The sequence below is a fragment of the Aeribacillus sp. FSL K6-1121 genome, assembly GCF_038003725.1.
GTDB lineage: Bacteria > Bacillota > Bacilli > Bacillales > Aeribacillaceae > Aeribacillus > Aeribacillus composti.
Genome location: NZ_JBBOPS010000001.1, coordinates 3,690,372 through 3,704,784 on the forward strand (window position 1 = coordinate 3,690,372; position 14,413 = coordinate 3,704,784).

Sequence of the window (14,413 nt, forward strand, 5' to 3'; positions counted from 1 at the left end):
CTAATTTTGCAAAATGCTCATATAAAAATATTCCTTATTAGTGAATATTTTATTATTATTATGTTAGAGGAAAGGGCAAATATAAAGTTAGGAAGGGTTTGTATGGGAGTTGCAAAAGTAATTTCTTTCATTAATATGAAAGGCGGTGTAGCAAAAACTACACTAACAATAAATATAGGTGAGGAGTTAGCAAATAGAGGAAAAAAGGTTCTCATAATAGATATGGATCCTCAGTTTAACGCTACGCAAAGCCTTTTGCTTCATAGAACACATCTTGCTGATCAAGATAAAACAGTTGGAGATTTTTCTGAAGAGGCAGAGGCGGAGGCAGACATTGTTAAAGAAATAACATCCTCGGAAGAATATGGTATTTTATCTCAAAAAAAACTTACAGTGTTACAAATCTTCCAATCTAGTGATGTTGATGAACCACATTCAAATCCTAAATTGACTCAAAAAATTACAGAAAACCTATATTTAATTCCTGGTGATTTGACGTTAGCAAAGGAAATTTCAGGTGATACAGCTAATAAAGTTGGCGCAGTTTGGGATCACTTATCAGAAAAAGAAATCTTAAATGAATTTGATTTTATTTTAATTGATTGTCCCCCAACTTGGTCTATACTTACTCATTCTAGTCTATTTGCTTCAGATTTTTATATTATTCCTAGTAAAGTTGATTTTTATTCTTCAATTGGTATTCAATTGCTAGAAGAACAAGTAACTAAAAAAATTTTGAATGATAGCGTATATAAGCTCACAAAAAGGAAGTTAAAAAGATTAGGAGTTATTTTTACATTAGTACATAGAGGTATTAGAGCAGAAGAAATACGAATGACTAATTTAAAGGAAAAATTTCCGTACATAGATTTTTTTGTTAGTTATTTACCTCATATTCCGTCTATTCCTACAAAATTTGTAATGTACAGTGATGCAAAAGGTGACTCAAAATATGATCAAGTAATTAATTCCATAGAAAAAATCACTACAGAGCTTTTGGAAAAAATTGAGGAGGGAGGAAATTTTGATGAAGAATAGGGAATTGAGTACGATTAAAAATGATCTTAAAATAATTACTTCAAACAAGTTAAACTCCTCCCAAAGCAAGTTATTATTAATTGGTATTATTTTTGAAATAATTCAAAGAAGGGACCTATTTCCCAAAAATTCGGACTTGAAAATGTTTGTTAATCAAGTTTTTGTAGCACCTATGAGTATAAAACCTTTTAAAGATTATTTGTTTTTGTCTAGAACATTACTAGGTTCTAGAATTGGAAAAATTATCCTGTTTGATTTTGAATATAAGAATGTAATAAAAACCGTAGAGACGCTTAGAAACTTATTACCAGGGAAAGAAGATAAGGAAAAAAATATATCTAGTTCTAAGTGGAATGATGATGGAATGAACGAATGGATAAACTTTATAAGAGGTAATGTAAAGTGATTTTAACAGAGGACTGTCAAAGGCAACTTGATTCTATACTGAAATTAATTAATACTGATCAAGTGATAAATTATAATTTCCCTGATATAAAAAAAGGTTTTTCATATCTTTATGTAATTAATTATTTATCAAAAAGGGTAGAATTAAAGCGTTTTTTTAATACTACATATTACCATGTTTCATATTCCTGTCTAATAGAAGCATTCCATCTCATACTTGAGAACTATCCTCGGGGTTCCGCTTTGGTTTTGAGGAGCGGGCTTGAAAATTTTTTAAAACATACTATTGAAATCTCGGGGGAAGGTAATTACAAAATAAATGATCGATCGTACACCGCGAATATGAATACTCTTGAAAAGATAATAAATAAAGAGGTGCAAGAAAAATATAGAAAACTTTTTAGAAGAACAAATGCCCAAATGTTTACTGTTTATAGGGAGTTGTCAGGATTGTCTCACTCGCTTACAGTTGAAAGTAAAAGCAATATACTAAGATATTTTACAGATGTCAAGATGATAAACAAACAAAATATAGATTTTGTAATTGAAAAATTAGTTGTGACTTTAGAATATTTATTAATTTGCTCACTTCTTATTTCTAGAAGTAGTCTTGAAAAATGGGTAAGAGATAACCTAAATGAAATATTAAGAGTTGCTTTTGGGCAAAAAAGGACGGAGAAATTTCTACAACTTTTTTCTTTATATACACAATAAAAGTATGAAAACCTTTCAAACATTATATTGAAAGTATTAGACTGGCTGATTTGAAATTGTTAGGTCTGTAGCTGGTAATTAGTATTAACGTTTATAAAAAATTAATAATGAATAGTTCGAAAATACTATTTTTTCAAAAATCACCTTATTGATAAATAGAGAAACTTAGTTAAAGTAGTTTTCTGGTTTATAGCAAAAAATTTTGAACAAATTTATTCTAGATATAGAGGGAGGTGAATTGTTTATTATTTATATTTTCTTAGGAAATGAAAAGATAAAAAAATTTGTGGAGGGAATTTTATGGTTAAATTTAAAAATAAATTAACTAATGAATTTAAAGAAGCTCAATATGCTGCAGGAATGAACTTTGACGTTGAAGAGATAGAACCTTTTTTAAACTATTTATCAAAATCTATTTTAGATATTGGATTGACTCAAAAAGATATTAAATTGATTCAAGAGGAAATAGAAAGAACAAATGAAGATAATAAGCTCATAGAGTTTGGAACCTTTGATGTGACTTATAAAGGAAAACAGACAAAAATACGAATTCAAGTTGAAATACAAATTGAAGACGAGGATAAAGAGGTAGTTATGTATATATATAGTAGTCAAGAATTAGTAGATATTATAGATAAGGAAATGTTGAAGGTAGAGGGACAAAGGGAATTTTAATAAGTCAATAACTTGCTGTACAAAACTATTCACAGCTTGAAATAAAATATTTTACTCCAAAAAATAATAACCTTTTAATGTAGATTAAACTAAGCGCTAAGTGATCCCCTCCATAATAGGTGGAAATTATTTTACGTTTACAATTCACAGCATCTTATAGTCAAAAGTACAATTGAAAATAGGAAAAAAGTAAAAAATATGAGTTTCGTAGTAAAACTTTATTTTAGCTAGAATGAAAGAAGGGGTCATTACACATATAAGGAAAAAGAAAGAGAAGAGGAAACAGAAAAAGGAGGAATCTGTAAAGAAAACTAAAAAATTGATAAAAGAAATACTGAGTAATAAATTTACGAACCTGTTTAGTGAAATTTTGTCTATTTATATTAATTTTGTTACTAAAAAGAGCATTAGACCTTATTATTGAAAACATTAATAAATATATAACTCCGTATAACTCCGGTATTTAGAAGTAAACCGGTAAGATTAAAAGTTGACCATTTTAAGGTAAACACTGCTAAATCGATTTATCTGCGATTACCACTCAAGACATGTGGAGTGTGTGGCGAAGATGGTTTTAAAAAAAGAATTATAATAGGTCTTCTTTTTATGAATTATGTTATTGTATTGCCAAATACGGCTACTTCAATATTCAATCATTTGTTGATCAGCATGGATGATCGGCTTACTCCTTGTTTCTAAAAGAAAATATAATCAAAGATAAAAACAAAAGGGCCGTCATGTGGGAGTGCTTGGAAGAGATTGTGTTGAAGGAAAATTAAGCAGAGGGAGCCGGAAATCCGTAAAGATTTTCGGAGCTCCCTCTGCTTTTATTTCGATTTAGTCAATGAAGAAAATTCAGGAATTGCCTCATGAAAGGACAGGAACTTTTAAAATTGTATTTTGATTATTTGTTGGCTAATCCATTCAACCAATTTTTGGTTGGGAATGGGTGTGTGAAAAGAGGTTCCGTTCAAACTATATAGAATATTTCTTGATTGATCACGATTGCTTTTCAATCAAATCGAACAATTCTTCTTTACTTAAATCAGCTTGATGAAAAAGAGAAAGAATTAAGGATTCATAGGACATGAATTGGATTATTCTCCCGCACTTTAAGATACAAGGCATCTCAATTAAAAAAGGGTAATGAGTTTGTAGGGGCTTCATTTTAAATTCATGAACTATAGGGTCTAGTTTTGCAAAGGGCTGAAACAGTGGATTTCGAGAATTTCTTGCCACATAATTGTTCTGTAATTTTTTGTACTTTCCGAGTTGAAACACCGTTTACCACTATTTCCAACATAGCAAGCAATAATGCTTGTTCGCTACGCTGATAGCATTCAAAGAGATCGGTACTAAATTTGCCATTACGATGCCGTGGTACGTGTAAGTGGCAAATATGAAATTTTGTGTAAAATAATGGTAATATCTGGACGATATATATAATGAGGGTCAATTATTCTATGGGCTGGTGAATCCTCAAAAATAACATTTGAAAGGGGGTGCTTATATGAAAGCAAAGAGGTTAATCAGTTTATTGCTTGTGATGGTCGTAGTATTTTTCATGACAACAACCGCATTCGCCGCTTCGTCATCGAAAACATTCACCTCATCCTCTGGAACAATCGGTTCAATGAGTCTGTATCTTGACCCGGGTGAGAGTGGTTCCTCGTCTATTGCTACAATTAATGTCTCCGGATTACCGGCAGATGCGGTCATTACAAAGGTCGTTGCTGATTGTAACACGATGTCGTATTCTGGCGCAATCCTGTCAAACAGATTGTATATAACAACTAGTAACATTTCCGGATGGACATCGGCACCATGGGGATCTGGTAACAAAACAGAAATTTCTGCAGAATTGATTGGCACACTTGCGAATGGCACATATCAACTTTACTATACGGGAACCAACGTCAGCAGTTTGTCTCCCGGTTATAAAACATATAAAAATATAAAGCTGACGGTGTACTACAACTACTAAACAACATCTTAAACCCGGATAGGTAAGTAGTGGTTATCGCCAGGTATTTTCCAGCAAAGTATCAGGCGAAATCCTATGAAAAGGAGTGAATGGAAAATAAGTCGTATAAAACCATTAGATGTCAACTTAATCAATATATTGCTTGGAACAAAAATTGACAATAAGCTGCGGATGAATGGCTTTCCGTCCCCTGACTTTACCAGGTTCGATTTCTGCACGAAAACAGCCCCTGCCATGAGTGAAGAAGAATTCAGAGAGGCTATTATTGAACAGGCAAAAAAAGATGCTGCCAAAGGTATCTGTGGCGGTGAATCTGCGGGCTACAGAAATCTTATGAAAAGCTATATTTCCGTTGTGTCTCCAGATAGAAAAGGTATTATCGCAAAAGCATCCCAAAGTTTTGCCGGCAAAGGCCGAATATCCTTTGTGGAGTTCAAAGATGCAGGTAATAATGTCATTGCCCATTATTCACAAAATAATGGTTGGACAATGGTGATGACAAAAGCAGAAATGGCACGAACTAGTGAGTTTAGCGCAATATACGTTGAAGCATGGCGCGAGGCATATTATGGGAAAGGCAATACTATCGATGGTGCTGCCATCTCATCGGGAAGTACATTCAGCGTATCTGTTTAATCTCACCAGTTTCTATTCAATTTTCGAGCTGGGTGTCCGATAAGTCCCTAAAATGAAGCAAGTGGAGAAAAACGATGCGTTTCTCTCCACTTGCTTTTATATTTTTTCGATTTTTATCTGAAAGTAGCTGGCGGATGCCGGCTACTTTCAGGAAGTTGTGGGCTAATGCCACCATCCCGTCCTCTTTTACATCAATTCGATTAATGAATTGATGCAGCATTTCTGGTGTTCATTCATTAGGTATATAATAACAAAGACAACTGATAAGTGAAGGAGTTCAAAAAAATGAAACATTTTTTTTGAAAATTATTTAAGAAGAAAATTTGCGTGATAATGTCAAAGAAATACTATAAGTATGTGTCTTAATCTATAAAATCATTTTTAATGTCTGGTTATGTATAAAATACCTATTGCAAATCTAATAGGAATTGCTTATAATTTACTGTACAGAATATAGTATATTGTTTTTTAAGGAAGATAGAGTATGTGGGAAAAATTTTATTCTAAAAATGGTTTAGCAGCAAAAAACATTGCCAAAGAATTGATAAAATTAAAAGTTGGAGATAAAATTCCTCGTATCTCTGACTACTGCGCCCAACTATCCATTGGCAGGGGAACTGTACAAAGCGCATTAAATTTATTGGTGGAAATGAAAGCGATTAAATTAGAGGCCAGAGGCCATTTAGGCACGTATCTAATTAGCAAGGACAACAATTTATTGCTTGAGATTGCCGGCATCGCCCCATTAATCGGCTCTATGCCGCTTCCATATTCAAGGAAATATGAAGGATTAGCGACAGGAATAGTGGAAGCATTTGAATCAACCGGAAAAACAATAAACTTAATTTATATGCGCGGCGGGTTAAATCGAATTGAGGCGGTTCGGACAAAGAGAAGTGATTTTGCAATTGTTTCTAAGATGACAGCAGATAATATCATTTCAGAATATCCAAATTTAAAAATTTTCAAGAAATTTGGAGCCAACAGTTATGTATCCGCTCATAAGATTTTCTTAGCTGATTCAGATAATCATGTAACTAATGATAAATTAAGAGTGGGCGTGGATATGGAGTCTCCAGATCAGATGCAGCTGACATTTGCTGAATTTGAAAACAGGAATGTCGAATATGTCAATGTCAATTATATGCAGTTATTCGATATGCTTAATTCAAAACAAATTGATGTAGCTGTTTGGAATGTCGATGACAAAAGAATGAATCAAACATTTCAAGCAATCGATTTTCAATCAGCGAAAGCGAAGAAAATTTCCCGAGACACAACAGAAGCTGTTATTGTGATTGATGGTGATAGAGAACAAGAAATAGCAGAAAAGTGGGATTCAGTTGATATTCAAAAAATACTGGACATACAAAAAAGTGTTGAAAAGGGGGAAAAAATACCACGCTATTAAAACATTAATTTATCATTTACGGGATTATGAAAGATATTATCCGAAAATCAAACAGTATAAGACACTATTAAAATTTGCGTTTTATACAAGACACAAAATTTTTTAAAACAAAATACTAAATACAGTATATTGGAGGTTTAAATAATAGTGAATAGCATTCAAGTGAAAGAAAAGTTAACTATTTTATTAACAAGCAGTGTTATTACACAAAAAGCTTTTCATGTAACTTTAAATACATTTGATTACTTATCAAAAAAATTCAAAAAGGAGGTAATTGACAACTCGGAAATGTTTTGGACACATATGTCAATGGCTTTAACTAGAATGGAAAGGGGTGAATGCGAAGATGGTCCTTCCAATACAATCATGAATGAAGTGAATGAGACGCCTTATAAAGAGGATATAGAAGAAATTATAAACCATATAAATTCACTGGTTGGCCAAGAACTCCCTGAAGGAGAGCGTGTCTATTTTTATCTGCATCTTCATCGAGTTATTGAATCAAATAAATAGGAGGGGTTTTTCTATGGTGAGAATTGTAATAGGTGGACAGTTGAATAAACAAGCAATTGAAAAGCAAGTGAAAGAAATCGGAGGAAATAATGTAGAAGTATCCGTTAAAAGTGATTTGGAAGCAGTTATGGCTGTCAAAAACAAAAAAGCTGACTATTATATTGGTGCCTGTGAAACCGGATCAGGTGGAGCGCTTGCAATGGCAATTGCATTATTAGGCAAAGATAAATGCGTTACTTTGGCATCTCCAAGTACCATAAAAACCAAGGAAGAAATCGAAAAGGAAGTGAATGATGGCAAAATTGCATTTGGATTTACGGCATCATCTTCAAAAAATATATTGAATATACTAATTCCTGCTTTATTAAAATAATCAGCTTTTGCAGTTTTATATTTTCTAAACATTTGATGGAACTCACTTCAATCCTTGTAAAAATGCAAATTGTTTTTTGGAACATGTGATTAATAAAAAGAAAGACACCTTTTTCTTTTGGGGAAAATATGGGTGACGAAACTTTTAACAAAAGAAAAAAGGTGTCATTTAAATGGTAATGAAAGAAACCTGCTTTACGCAATTACCAAAAGAAATTTCATAGTCAAATATATCATCTAAGAGAGGCTAATATCAAGAAATATATAGGCTATTCCTGTTTGTGAACCGATTTTTTTCCAGTGTTTCAAAATAAAAATCAGCGAATCTGCGTAAAAAAGATACTATTTATCGTTTTTTACGTTCACTAACATTCTTTTTGTCCGCAGTTCTGTGAACACAGTGAATGGCTTGCACTTTTAAGTGCTGATACAGCCTTGCCCAAATCATCCGATATGAAGTATTTTTTAAATCCGTATCCCTTAAAACCTAGGCAAGCAGTTTCAAGGCCGCTTTTATGACAAGTTGATGATTGATACAATCACTGCTTATACATATTTTGATGGATGATATCGGAAGAAGATCCGTTGGCAAACCTTTTGATAGTTTTGCGAAGATGTGCGAGACAAGGATGACATAACCGTTTTACATACACTGATCGATCCTTGTCAAGCACTTGCCTGAAATGAAGTTTTTTGGATTGAGGCATTTTGAAAAATCAATGAAGAAAAGGTTGGCATTTTCCACCTAATTATATCGGGCAATGTCTAACAATGTGCGAAAGTTGAGTATAAAAAATGAATAAACAGAGGTGAGTAGAATGGATTTGAATCTCATTCAATGTATTGTCATAGTTGCTGTCGGTGCGTTAGGTTCTATTCTCGTAAACCGCGGGGTAGCGGTGTTTAATGACGGGTTGCGTCCCATTATGCCTGAATACCTTGAAAATCGAATGACAAGAGGAGAACTGGCTGCAACCAGTTTTGCATTGAGTTTTGGATTAATAGTCGGCTTCGGCATCCCTCTTTCTATAGGAGCTGCGATTATTATTGGCCATAGTATTTTATTAGCGTGCGACATAATTGGTATTTGGACTCCAGATAATAAAATAGGAATGGTTACAGCCGGAGTTCTCGGTGCTGTTTATAGTATAGGAATAGTGTTAGGTTTGCAATTTGTCGTAGATTTATTTAACATGCTTCCAGTAAATTTCATAGATTCTTTAAGTCTTATCGGTAATCCGATTATTATTGCATTTACAGTATTTCCTGCTATTGCCGTTGGGTATCAGCACGGTTTAAAAAAAGCTGCTGTCACGGCGATTGTCACTTTAGCCTCCTTTTTGTTATTCGAAAAGTTTGGAACATTTAAAGTCGCAGGATACGATATTTCCCTTAGCCCTGAAGGAATGGCGTTATTAATAGGAATGTTAATGATGGTTTATTATGCCTCTAGAGTTAAAGGCGGAGAGGATACTACAAATGCCGATTTAGTAAATATTTTTAATGAACGTGTAAATCGAATTAAGAAGAATCGCTGGTTATTAGCTTTAATGGGTGGACTTGTTTCTTTAACATCTTCCATGTTGATTTTAGCAGTTGATGCAATGCCTCAAGCATTGATTAATAAAGGTCTTTATACAGAGGCAGCCATTGCTACATTTGCACGTGCGATCGGATTTATTCCTTTAGTTTTTTCAACTGCCATTGTAACGGGGGTTTATGGTTTAGCTGGTACGACATTAGTATTTGCAGTCGGTCTTATTTTCAGAGATATACCGATTTTGGCATTTGTGTTGGGTGCTTTAGTCATGTACTTGGAGGTCATATCATTATCAGCAGTATCAAAAAGTATGGATAAATTGCCTGGCATACGCGAGATGGGAGAGCATATTCGAACTTCGCTGGCAGATGTTCTCGGAATTGCGATATTAATCGGCAGTGCAATGGCAGCGGAAAAAATTGCTCCAGGAATCGGGTTCTTTTGGGTCATTGGATTTTATTTAATCAACCGGATGGCATCAAAACCACTTGTTGAATTGGCTGTTGGGCCAATAGCGGTCATATTATTGGGGATCATCGTTAATCTTCTTTACGTAGTTGGTTTATGGCAGGTTGGTTAAATACAATGGCATCTCTCCAATCTCATTTTGGGATTGGAGAGATGTTCAGTTGAAATTATTAAAAAAAGGGGAAAGTATCTAATGTTGAAAAACGGGATTACCTATATGCATGAGCATACAACCATTGACCTTTCTGAAGTAAAAAATAATGAGGATTGCCGGTTGGATGTATTTCCTGAAACCGTAAAAGAATTTAAAAAATTATATGAAAAGGGTGTACGTAATATTATTGATGTAACCAATATCGGAATGGGGAGAAGTATTACATACGTCCAAAAGGTTTCAGAAGAAAGCGGGATTAATATTATTTTCGCTACTGGTTTCTATCAAGATTCTTTTTACCCGATTCAAGTATTTCGGGAAACAAAAGAAAAGCTGGCAGAAAGAATGATAAAGGAAATTGTCGAAGGAATAAAAGGAACAGATGCAAAAGCTGAAATTATTGGTGAAATTGGAACAAGTTATAATAAATGGACAGAAGCTGAGAAAAAAGTGTTTGAAGCAGTTGTCATCGCTCATAAGGAAACGAAAAAACCAATTTCTACACATACTTCTATCGGAACGTTAGGACATGAACAAGTGGAATTCTTTAAAAAGCATGAAGTAGATTTAAATCGAGTGGTCATAGGACATGTTGATTTAACAGGAGACGCCGATTATGTATTAAAAATGCTAAGAGAAGGAGTATATGTAGAATTTGACACAATAGGAAAAGAAAGTTACATGCCGGATCGCGTTCGAGCAGAAATGTTGAAAAAAATACAGGATAAAGGGTATATCGACAAAGTACTATTATCTATGGATATTACTAGAAAATCACATCTCGAATATAAAGGTGGATTAGGGTATTCCTATTTACTGGACACATTTGTCCCCCTTTTGCAATCTTATGGGATTACAAGTGAATCGATCGATAAAATGTTGATTCATAACCCACGTGCTTTTATGGAAGGGTAAGGTGAATGATTATGGAAACTTATCCGCTAAAGAGTATTTCTATTGAAGAAGCTAAGCGCAGACAGTTTAAGCTCGTTGATGTCATTACAAGGCATTTTCGCGGAGATGAAATGATTTCGCTTGGTGATCTAGGTGTTGTAAGAGGCATTAATAAACCAAAATTTACAAAAAAAGTAGAAGAAACATTAGCTGACTTCTTTGGCGTAGAGAAAGCATTATTGGTGCGCGGCGCTGGAACAGGTGCATTGAGGTTTGGTTTTATGAGTTTTTTGCAGCCGGGTGATCAGCTCCTTGTACATGATGCACCTATATATCCAACAAGCAAAACAACTTTAGAATCAATGGGGATAATGCCGATATATGCGGATTTTCACAATCATGAAGAAATCAAAAATGCAATTAGGCAAAATCCAAAACTAAAAGGCGCATTGATTCAGCATACTAGGCAAAAAATTGATGATCATTATGATTTGGCTGAAACAATAAAAATAATACGTTCGGCTGATCCGGCTCTAATTATAATAACAGATGACAATTATGCTGCAATGAAAGTAGAAAATATTGGGGTGCAAGTCGGAGCGGATTTGTCCACCTTCTCAATGTTCAAGCTATTAGGTCCAGAAGGTGTTGGAATCATATTAGGGAAAAAGGATTTAATCAAGGAAATAGAAAAAATGAATTATTCCGGAGGAAGCCAAGTTCAAGGCTATGAAGCTTTGGAAGCATTAAGAGGTCTTGTATATGCTCCCGTTATGTTGGCTATACAAGCAAGCGTGAATGATCAATTAGTCCATGCCCTTAATAATGGAGCAGTAAAGGGTGTGAAAAGGGCTTATTTAGCCAATGCACAATCAAAAGTCTTGCTTGTGGAATTTACTGAACCAATCGCAGAAGAAGTACTTTATCATGCCAATGAATTAGGGGCGGCACCCAATCCGGTCGGCGCCGAATCAAAATACGAAGTTGTGCCAATGTTTTATAGAGTTTCCGGCACTTTCTTATCGTCAGATCCAACATTAGCCAAAAAAATGATACGTATTAATCCATTAAGAAGCGGAGCGGAAACAATTTTAAGAATACTAGAGGAATCCATTCATCGGGCAACCGAAAATCATAAGGAAATATAGTAAAGGGGGATCAAAAATGAACAAAAGAGTCATTATTATTATATTGGACAGCTTAGGTGTCGGTTATATGGAAGATGCCAAAGACTATCACCCTTTAGATGTCGGCGCCAATACTTTTTATCATATTATTGATGTAGTGCCATCATTGAAAATTCCAAACTTTGAAAGATTAGGCATCAACAAAATTTTACATCATCCGAAATTAAAAAATGTTGATAATATTGCCAGTTACGGTGTTTTGAACCTTATGCATCAAGGAGCAGACAGTTTTGAAGGGCATAATGAAATTATGGGAACAAAACCAAAAAAAGCGTATTTAGCTCCTTTTGTTGAAAATATGGATCAAGTAAAACGTGCTCTAGAAAAAGAAGGATATAAAGTAACGATCCCAAATCCTGAATTGCCGTATCTATTAGTCAATGATTTAGTCATCGTCGCTGATAATATCGAAACTGATTACGGCCAAATTTATAATGTGAGTGCTCCGCTAGATTATATTCCGTTTGAAGAAGTATTAAAAATAGGGCAATGTGTGCGCAAAAATGTTAAAGTCAATCGTGTGATTGTCCTTGGTGGCGAAAATGTAACACCCGAACACTTGCAACGATCAGTAGAAAGACGGGAAGATGGATTAGTAGGGGTGAATTCACCTAAATCAAATGTATATAAACAAGGGTATCAAGTACGTCATTTAGGTTTTGGCATCTCTCCTGAATTTCAGCTGCCAACATTGGCGAAAAAAAGCGGAATGGAAGTTTCTCTTATTGGAAAAATGCAGGATGTCATTTATTGTGAAGGCGCCAATAGATTTCCGGGTGTCGATACGGAACAAGTAATGAAGGATATTTTACATGAAATGGACAATGTAAAACATGGAGTAATTGCTGCAACAGTACAAGAAACAGATTTGGCCGGACATGCACAGAATCCAGCCCGCTATGCGGATCGTATTGAAGTGGTCGATAGATATTTGCCGGAAATACTGGAAAAAATGACAGAACAGGACCTGTTGATTATGAGTGCGGATCATGGGAATGATCCTACGATTGGCCATAATCAACATACAAGAGAGAAAACGTATCTGTTAGTTTATCATAAACAAATATCCCCCGTTAAAATTGGAGAAAGAAAGACACTATCAGATATCGCTGCAACTTCTGCAGAGTATCTTGGACTTAATAAAACTGAAAACGGAACTTCATTCCTTCAAATATTGCAAAAAGGAAAGAGGAGACTGACGGATGTTTTTACAATCGACAATAATGCATAACCCAAAATTAATAGAAGCTGCATTGGACTTTCATCAGCAAGGAATTATCCCACCCAATACTTATGTAATAGATCTTGATACAGTAAAGAGGAATGCTAAAGCTTTATCTGAAAAAGCCAAAAAACAGGATATTGAACTATTTTTTATGACAAAACAATTTGGCCGCAATCCGTTGGTGGCGCAAGCTATTGTTGAATCAGGGATTGAGAAGGCAGTCGCCGTAGATCCATGGGAGGCCATGACTCTTAGTAAAAATGGCATTCAGATTGGCCATGTTGGACACCTCGTTCAAATACCTGTCCATATGATATCAACAATATTAAATCTTAATCCTGATTATGTTACAGTTTTTAGTTATGAAAATGCTCGAAATATAAGCAGAATTGCTCAACAGATGGGAAAAAAACAAAAAGTCTTTTTGCGCATTGCAAACAAAGACGATTATATATATAACGGTCAAGAAGGTGGATTCACATTTGAACAGTTAGTGAAAGATATTGAATCTATGGAAAAATTGGAAGGCATTGAAATAGCCGGTTTAACAAGTTTTCCTTGTATATTGATTCAAGATGATGTTCCAACCATTACCCCGAATGTCAAATCCATGCAGACTGCAAAATTGTTTTTAATGAATAGAGGATATGAAAAGCTTGAGATGAATATGCCAAGTGCCACTTCTACCGCAACAATGAAATTATTAAAGGAAAATGGTGCAACACAAGGAGAACCCGGTCATGCATTAATCGGAACGACTCCATTGCATGCTTCACAAAACTTGGAAGAAAAACCTGCGATGGTATATGTATCGGAGGTATCCCATTTATATAATAATCATGCATATGTTTTTGGCGGTGGATTTTATCCACGTTCACATATGAAGGAAGCATTAGTTGGAACAAATAGACAAAATCTAAAGCGGGTTCCTACAATTGATAATGCTCCGACTAATATTGATTATTACGGCTCATTGGCGACAGACGGAGTACGAGTGGGAGATACGGTCATATATGCCTTTCGCACACAAGTATTTGTTACCAATGCCCATGTTGCCGTCTTAAAGAATATTTCCGCCAACCCTGAACTTGTAGGAATTTATGATTCTATGGGGAATTTAATCAATTGATCCAATAAAAATGATCATTTTTACTGCAAGAGCATGGTTGTTAATGGAAATTTTGGAGGAGATTTTAA

15 protein-coding genes and 1 pseudogene are annotated in these 14,413 nt (G+C 34.5%); 14 read left to right on the forward strand and 2 right to left on the reverse strand.

Going from position 1 to position 14,413, the window contains the following annotated elements; genetic code table 11:
• Positions 1-102 precede the first annotated feature (102 nt).
• The 4 genes from NSQ61_RS17960 (at position 103) to NSQ61_RS17975 (ending at position 2,832) form a co-directional block, all read left to right on the forward strand.
• Complete coding sequence (locus NSQ61_RS17960; protein WP_340807776.1) at positions 103-1,038, forward strand: ParA family protein; 936 nt, start codon at positions 103-105, stop codon at positions 1,036-1,038.
• Positions 1,028-1,444: a hypothetical protein gene (locus NSQ61_RS17965; protein WP_340807778.1), complete on the forward strand. Its 417-nt coding sequence runs from the start codon at positions 1,028-1,030 to the stop codon at positions 1,442-1,444. The genes NSQ61_RS17960 and NSQ61_RS17965 overlap by 11 nt, the downstream gene beginning before the upstream one ends.
• On the forward strand, positions 1,441-2,157 hold the full coding sequence (locus tag NSQ61_RS17970; protein WP_340807780.1) for a hypothetical protein: 717 nt from the start codon (positions 1,441-1,443) through the stop codon (positions 2,155-2,157). The genes NSQ61_RS17965 and NSQ61_RS17970 overlap by 4 nt, the downstream gene beginning before the upstream one ends.
• A 300-nt stretch (positions 2,158-2,457) precedes the next feature.
• Complete coding sequence (locus NSQ61_RS17975; protein ID WP_066250170.1) at positions 2,458-2,832, forward strand: hypothetical protein; 375 nt, start codon at positions 2,458-2,460, stop codon at positions 2,830-2,832.
• Positions 2,833-3,922: 1,090 nt separating this feature from the next.
• Here the strand turns inward: NSQ61_RS17975 and NSQ61_RS20395 are convergent.
• Positions 3,923-4,279, reverse strand: a pseudogene (locus NSQ61_RS20395) (transposase); the annotation flags it as partial.
• A 63-nt stretch (positions 4,280-4,342) separates the two neighbouring features.
• Between NSQ61_RS20395 and NSQ61_RS17985 the strand changes: the two are divergent.
• Together NSQ61_RS17985 and NSQ61_RS17990 are read left to right on the forward strand one after the other, a co-directional pair.
• On the forward strand, positions 4,343-4,816 hold the full coding sequence (locus NSQ61_RS17985) for a hypothetical protein (protein WP_133309162.1): 474 nt from the start codon (positions 4,343-4,345) through the stop codon (positions 4,814-4,816).
• Between the two features lie 75 nt (positions 4,817-4,891).
• On the forward strand, positions 4,892-5,452 hold the full coding sequence (locus NSQ61_RS17990; RefSeq protein WP_311066568.1) for a hypothetical protein: 561 nt from the start codon (positions 4,892-4,894) through the stop codon (positions 5,450-5,452).
• A 16-nt stretch (positions 5,453-5,468) separates the two neighbouring features.
• On the opposite strand, the gene NSQ61_RS17995 is transcribed toward NSQ61_RS17990, so the two are convergent.
• The gene (locus tag NSQ61_RS17995; protein WP_340807784.1) at positions 5,469-5,672 is read right to left on the reverse strand and encodes a hypothetical protein; all 204 of its coding nucleotides are present in this window, start codon (positions 5,670-5,672) and stop codon (positions 5,469-5,471) included.
• 264 nt (positions 5,673-5,936) lie between these two features.
• On the opposite strand from NSQ61_RS17995, the gene yhfZ reads away from it, so the two are divergent.
• From yhfZ to NSQ61_RS18035, 8 genes are all read left to right on the forward strand, one after another.
• Entirely contained in the window at positions 5,937-6,863 is a 927-nt protein-coding gene (yhfZ, locus tag NSQ61_RS18000) for a GntR family transcriptional regulator YhfZ (protein ID WP_066250160.1), read from the forward strand.
• 147 nt (positions 6,864-7,010) lie between these two features.
• Positions 7,011-7,376, forward strand: coding sequence for a PRD domain-containing protein (locus tag NSQ61_RS18005; RefSeq protein ID WP_063388787.1), 366 nt, complete (start codon positions 7,011-7,013; stop codon positions 7,374-7,376).
• Between the two features lie 13 nt (positions 7,377-7,389).
• Complete coding sequence (locus tag NSQ61_RS18010; protein ID WP_063388786.1) at positions 7,390-7,749, forward strand: DUF2620 domain-containing protein; 360 nt, start codon at positions 7,390-7,392, stop codon at positions 7,747-7,749.
• An 817-nt stretch (positions 7,750-8,566) separates the two neighbouring features.
• Positions 8,567-9,868, forward strand: a complete 1,302-nt coding sequence (locus NSQ61_RS18015; protein WP_340807789.1) for a YhfT family protein — start codon at positions 8,567-8,569, stop codon at positions 9,866-9,868.
• Between the two features lie 81 nt (positions 9,869-9,949).
• A complete protein-coding gene (locus tag NSQ61_RS18020) occupies positions 9,950-10,825 on the forward strand; it encodes a phosphotriesterase family protein (protein ID WP_066250155.1) in 876 nt (291 codons plus the stop codon).
• Positions 10,826-10,830: 5 nt separating this feature from the next.
• Positions 10,831-11,952 carry an aminotransferase class V-fold PLP-dependent enzyme gene (locus tag NSQ61_RS18025; protein ID WP_340807796.1) on the forward strand — a complete coding sequence of 374 codons (1,122 nt, stop codon included), beginning with the start codon at positions 10,831-10,833 and terminating at the stop codon, positions 11,950-11,952.
• A gap of 16 nt (positions 11,953-11,968) precedes the next feature.
• A complete protein-coding gene (locus NSQ61_RS18030; protein WP_066250152.1) occupies positions 11,969-13,222 on the forward strand; it encodes a phosphopentomutase in 1,254 nt (417 codons plus the stop codon).
• Positions 13,194-14,345, forward strand: a complete 1,152-nt coding sequence (locus NSQ61_RS18035) for a YhfX family PLP-dependent enzyme (RefSeq protein ID WP_130158690.1) — start codon at positions 13,194-13,196, stop codon at positions 14,343-14,345. The genes NSQ61_RS18030 and NSQ61_RS18035 overlap by 29 nt, the downstream gene beginning before the upstream one ends.
• Positions 14,346-14,413: the final 68 nt, after the last annotated feature.

What these genes read in the sequence shown, in the direction of transcription:
- NSQ61_RS17965 (WP_340807778.1), top strand. Translation starts at nt 1,028, where the DNA reads ATGAAGAATAGGGAATTGAGTACGATTAAAAATGATCTTAAAATAATT.
- NSQ61_RS17990 (WP_311066568.1), top strand. Translation starts at nt 4,892, where the DNA reads ATGAAAAGGAGTGAATGGAAAATAAGTCGTATAAAACCATTAGATGTC.
- yhfZ (WP_066250160.1), top strand. Translation starts at nt 5,937, where the DNA reads ATGTGGGAAAAATTTTATTCTAAAAATGGTTTAGCAGCAAAAAACATT.
- NSQ61_RS17995 (WP_340807784.1), bottom strand. Translation starts at nt 5,672, where the DNA reads ATGCTGCATCAATTCATTAATCGAATTGATGTAAAAGAGGACGGGATG.
- NSQ61_RS18025 (WP_340807796.1), top strand. Translation starts at nt 10,831, where the DNA reads ATGATTATGGAAACTTATCCGCTAAAGAGTATTTCTATTGAAGAAGCT.
- NSQ61_RS18015 (WP_340807789.1), top strand. Translation starts at nt 8,567, where the DNA reads ATGGATTTGAATCTCATTCAATGTATTGTCATAGTTGCTGTCGGTGCG.
- NSQ61_RS18030 (WP_066250152.1), top strand. Translation starts at nt 11,969, where the DNA reads ATGAACAAAAGAGTCATTATTATTATATTGGACAGCTTAGGTGTCGGT.
- NSQ61_RS18010 (WP_063388786.1), top strand. Translation starts at nt 7,390, where the DNA reads ATGGTGAGAATTGTAATAGGTGGACAGTTGAATAAACAAGCAATTGAA.
- NSQ61_RS18035 (WP_130158690.1), top strand. Translation starts at nt 13,194, where the DNA reads ATGTTTTTACAATCGACAATAATGCATAACCCAAAATTAATAGAAGCT.
- NSQ61_RS17960 (WP_340807776.1), top strand. Translation starts at nt 103, where the DNA reads ATGGGAGTTGCAAAAGTAATTTCTTTCATTAATATGAAAGGCGGTGTA.
- NSQ61_RS17985 (WP_133309162.1), top strand. Translation starts at nt 4,343, where the DNA reads ATGAAAGCAAAGAGGTTAATCAGTTTATTGCTTGTGATGGTCGTAGTA.
- NSQ61_RS17975 (WP_066250170.1), top strand. Translation starts at nt 2,458, where the DNA reads ATGGTTAAATTTAAAAATAAATTAACTAATGAATTTAAAGAAGCTCAA.
- NSQ61_RS18020 (WP_066250155.1), top strand. Translation starts at nt 9,950, where the DNA reads ATGTTGAAAAACGGGATTACCTATATGCATGAGCATACAACCATTGAC.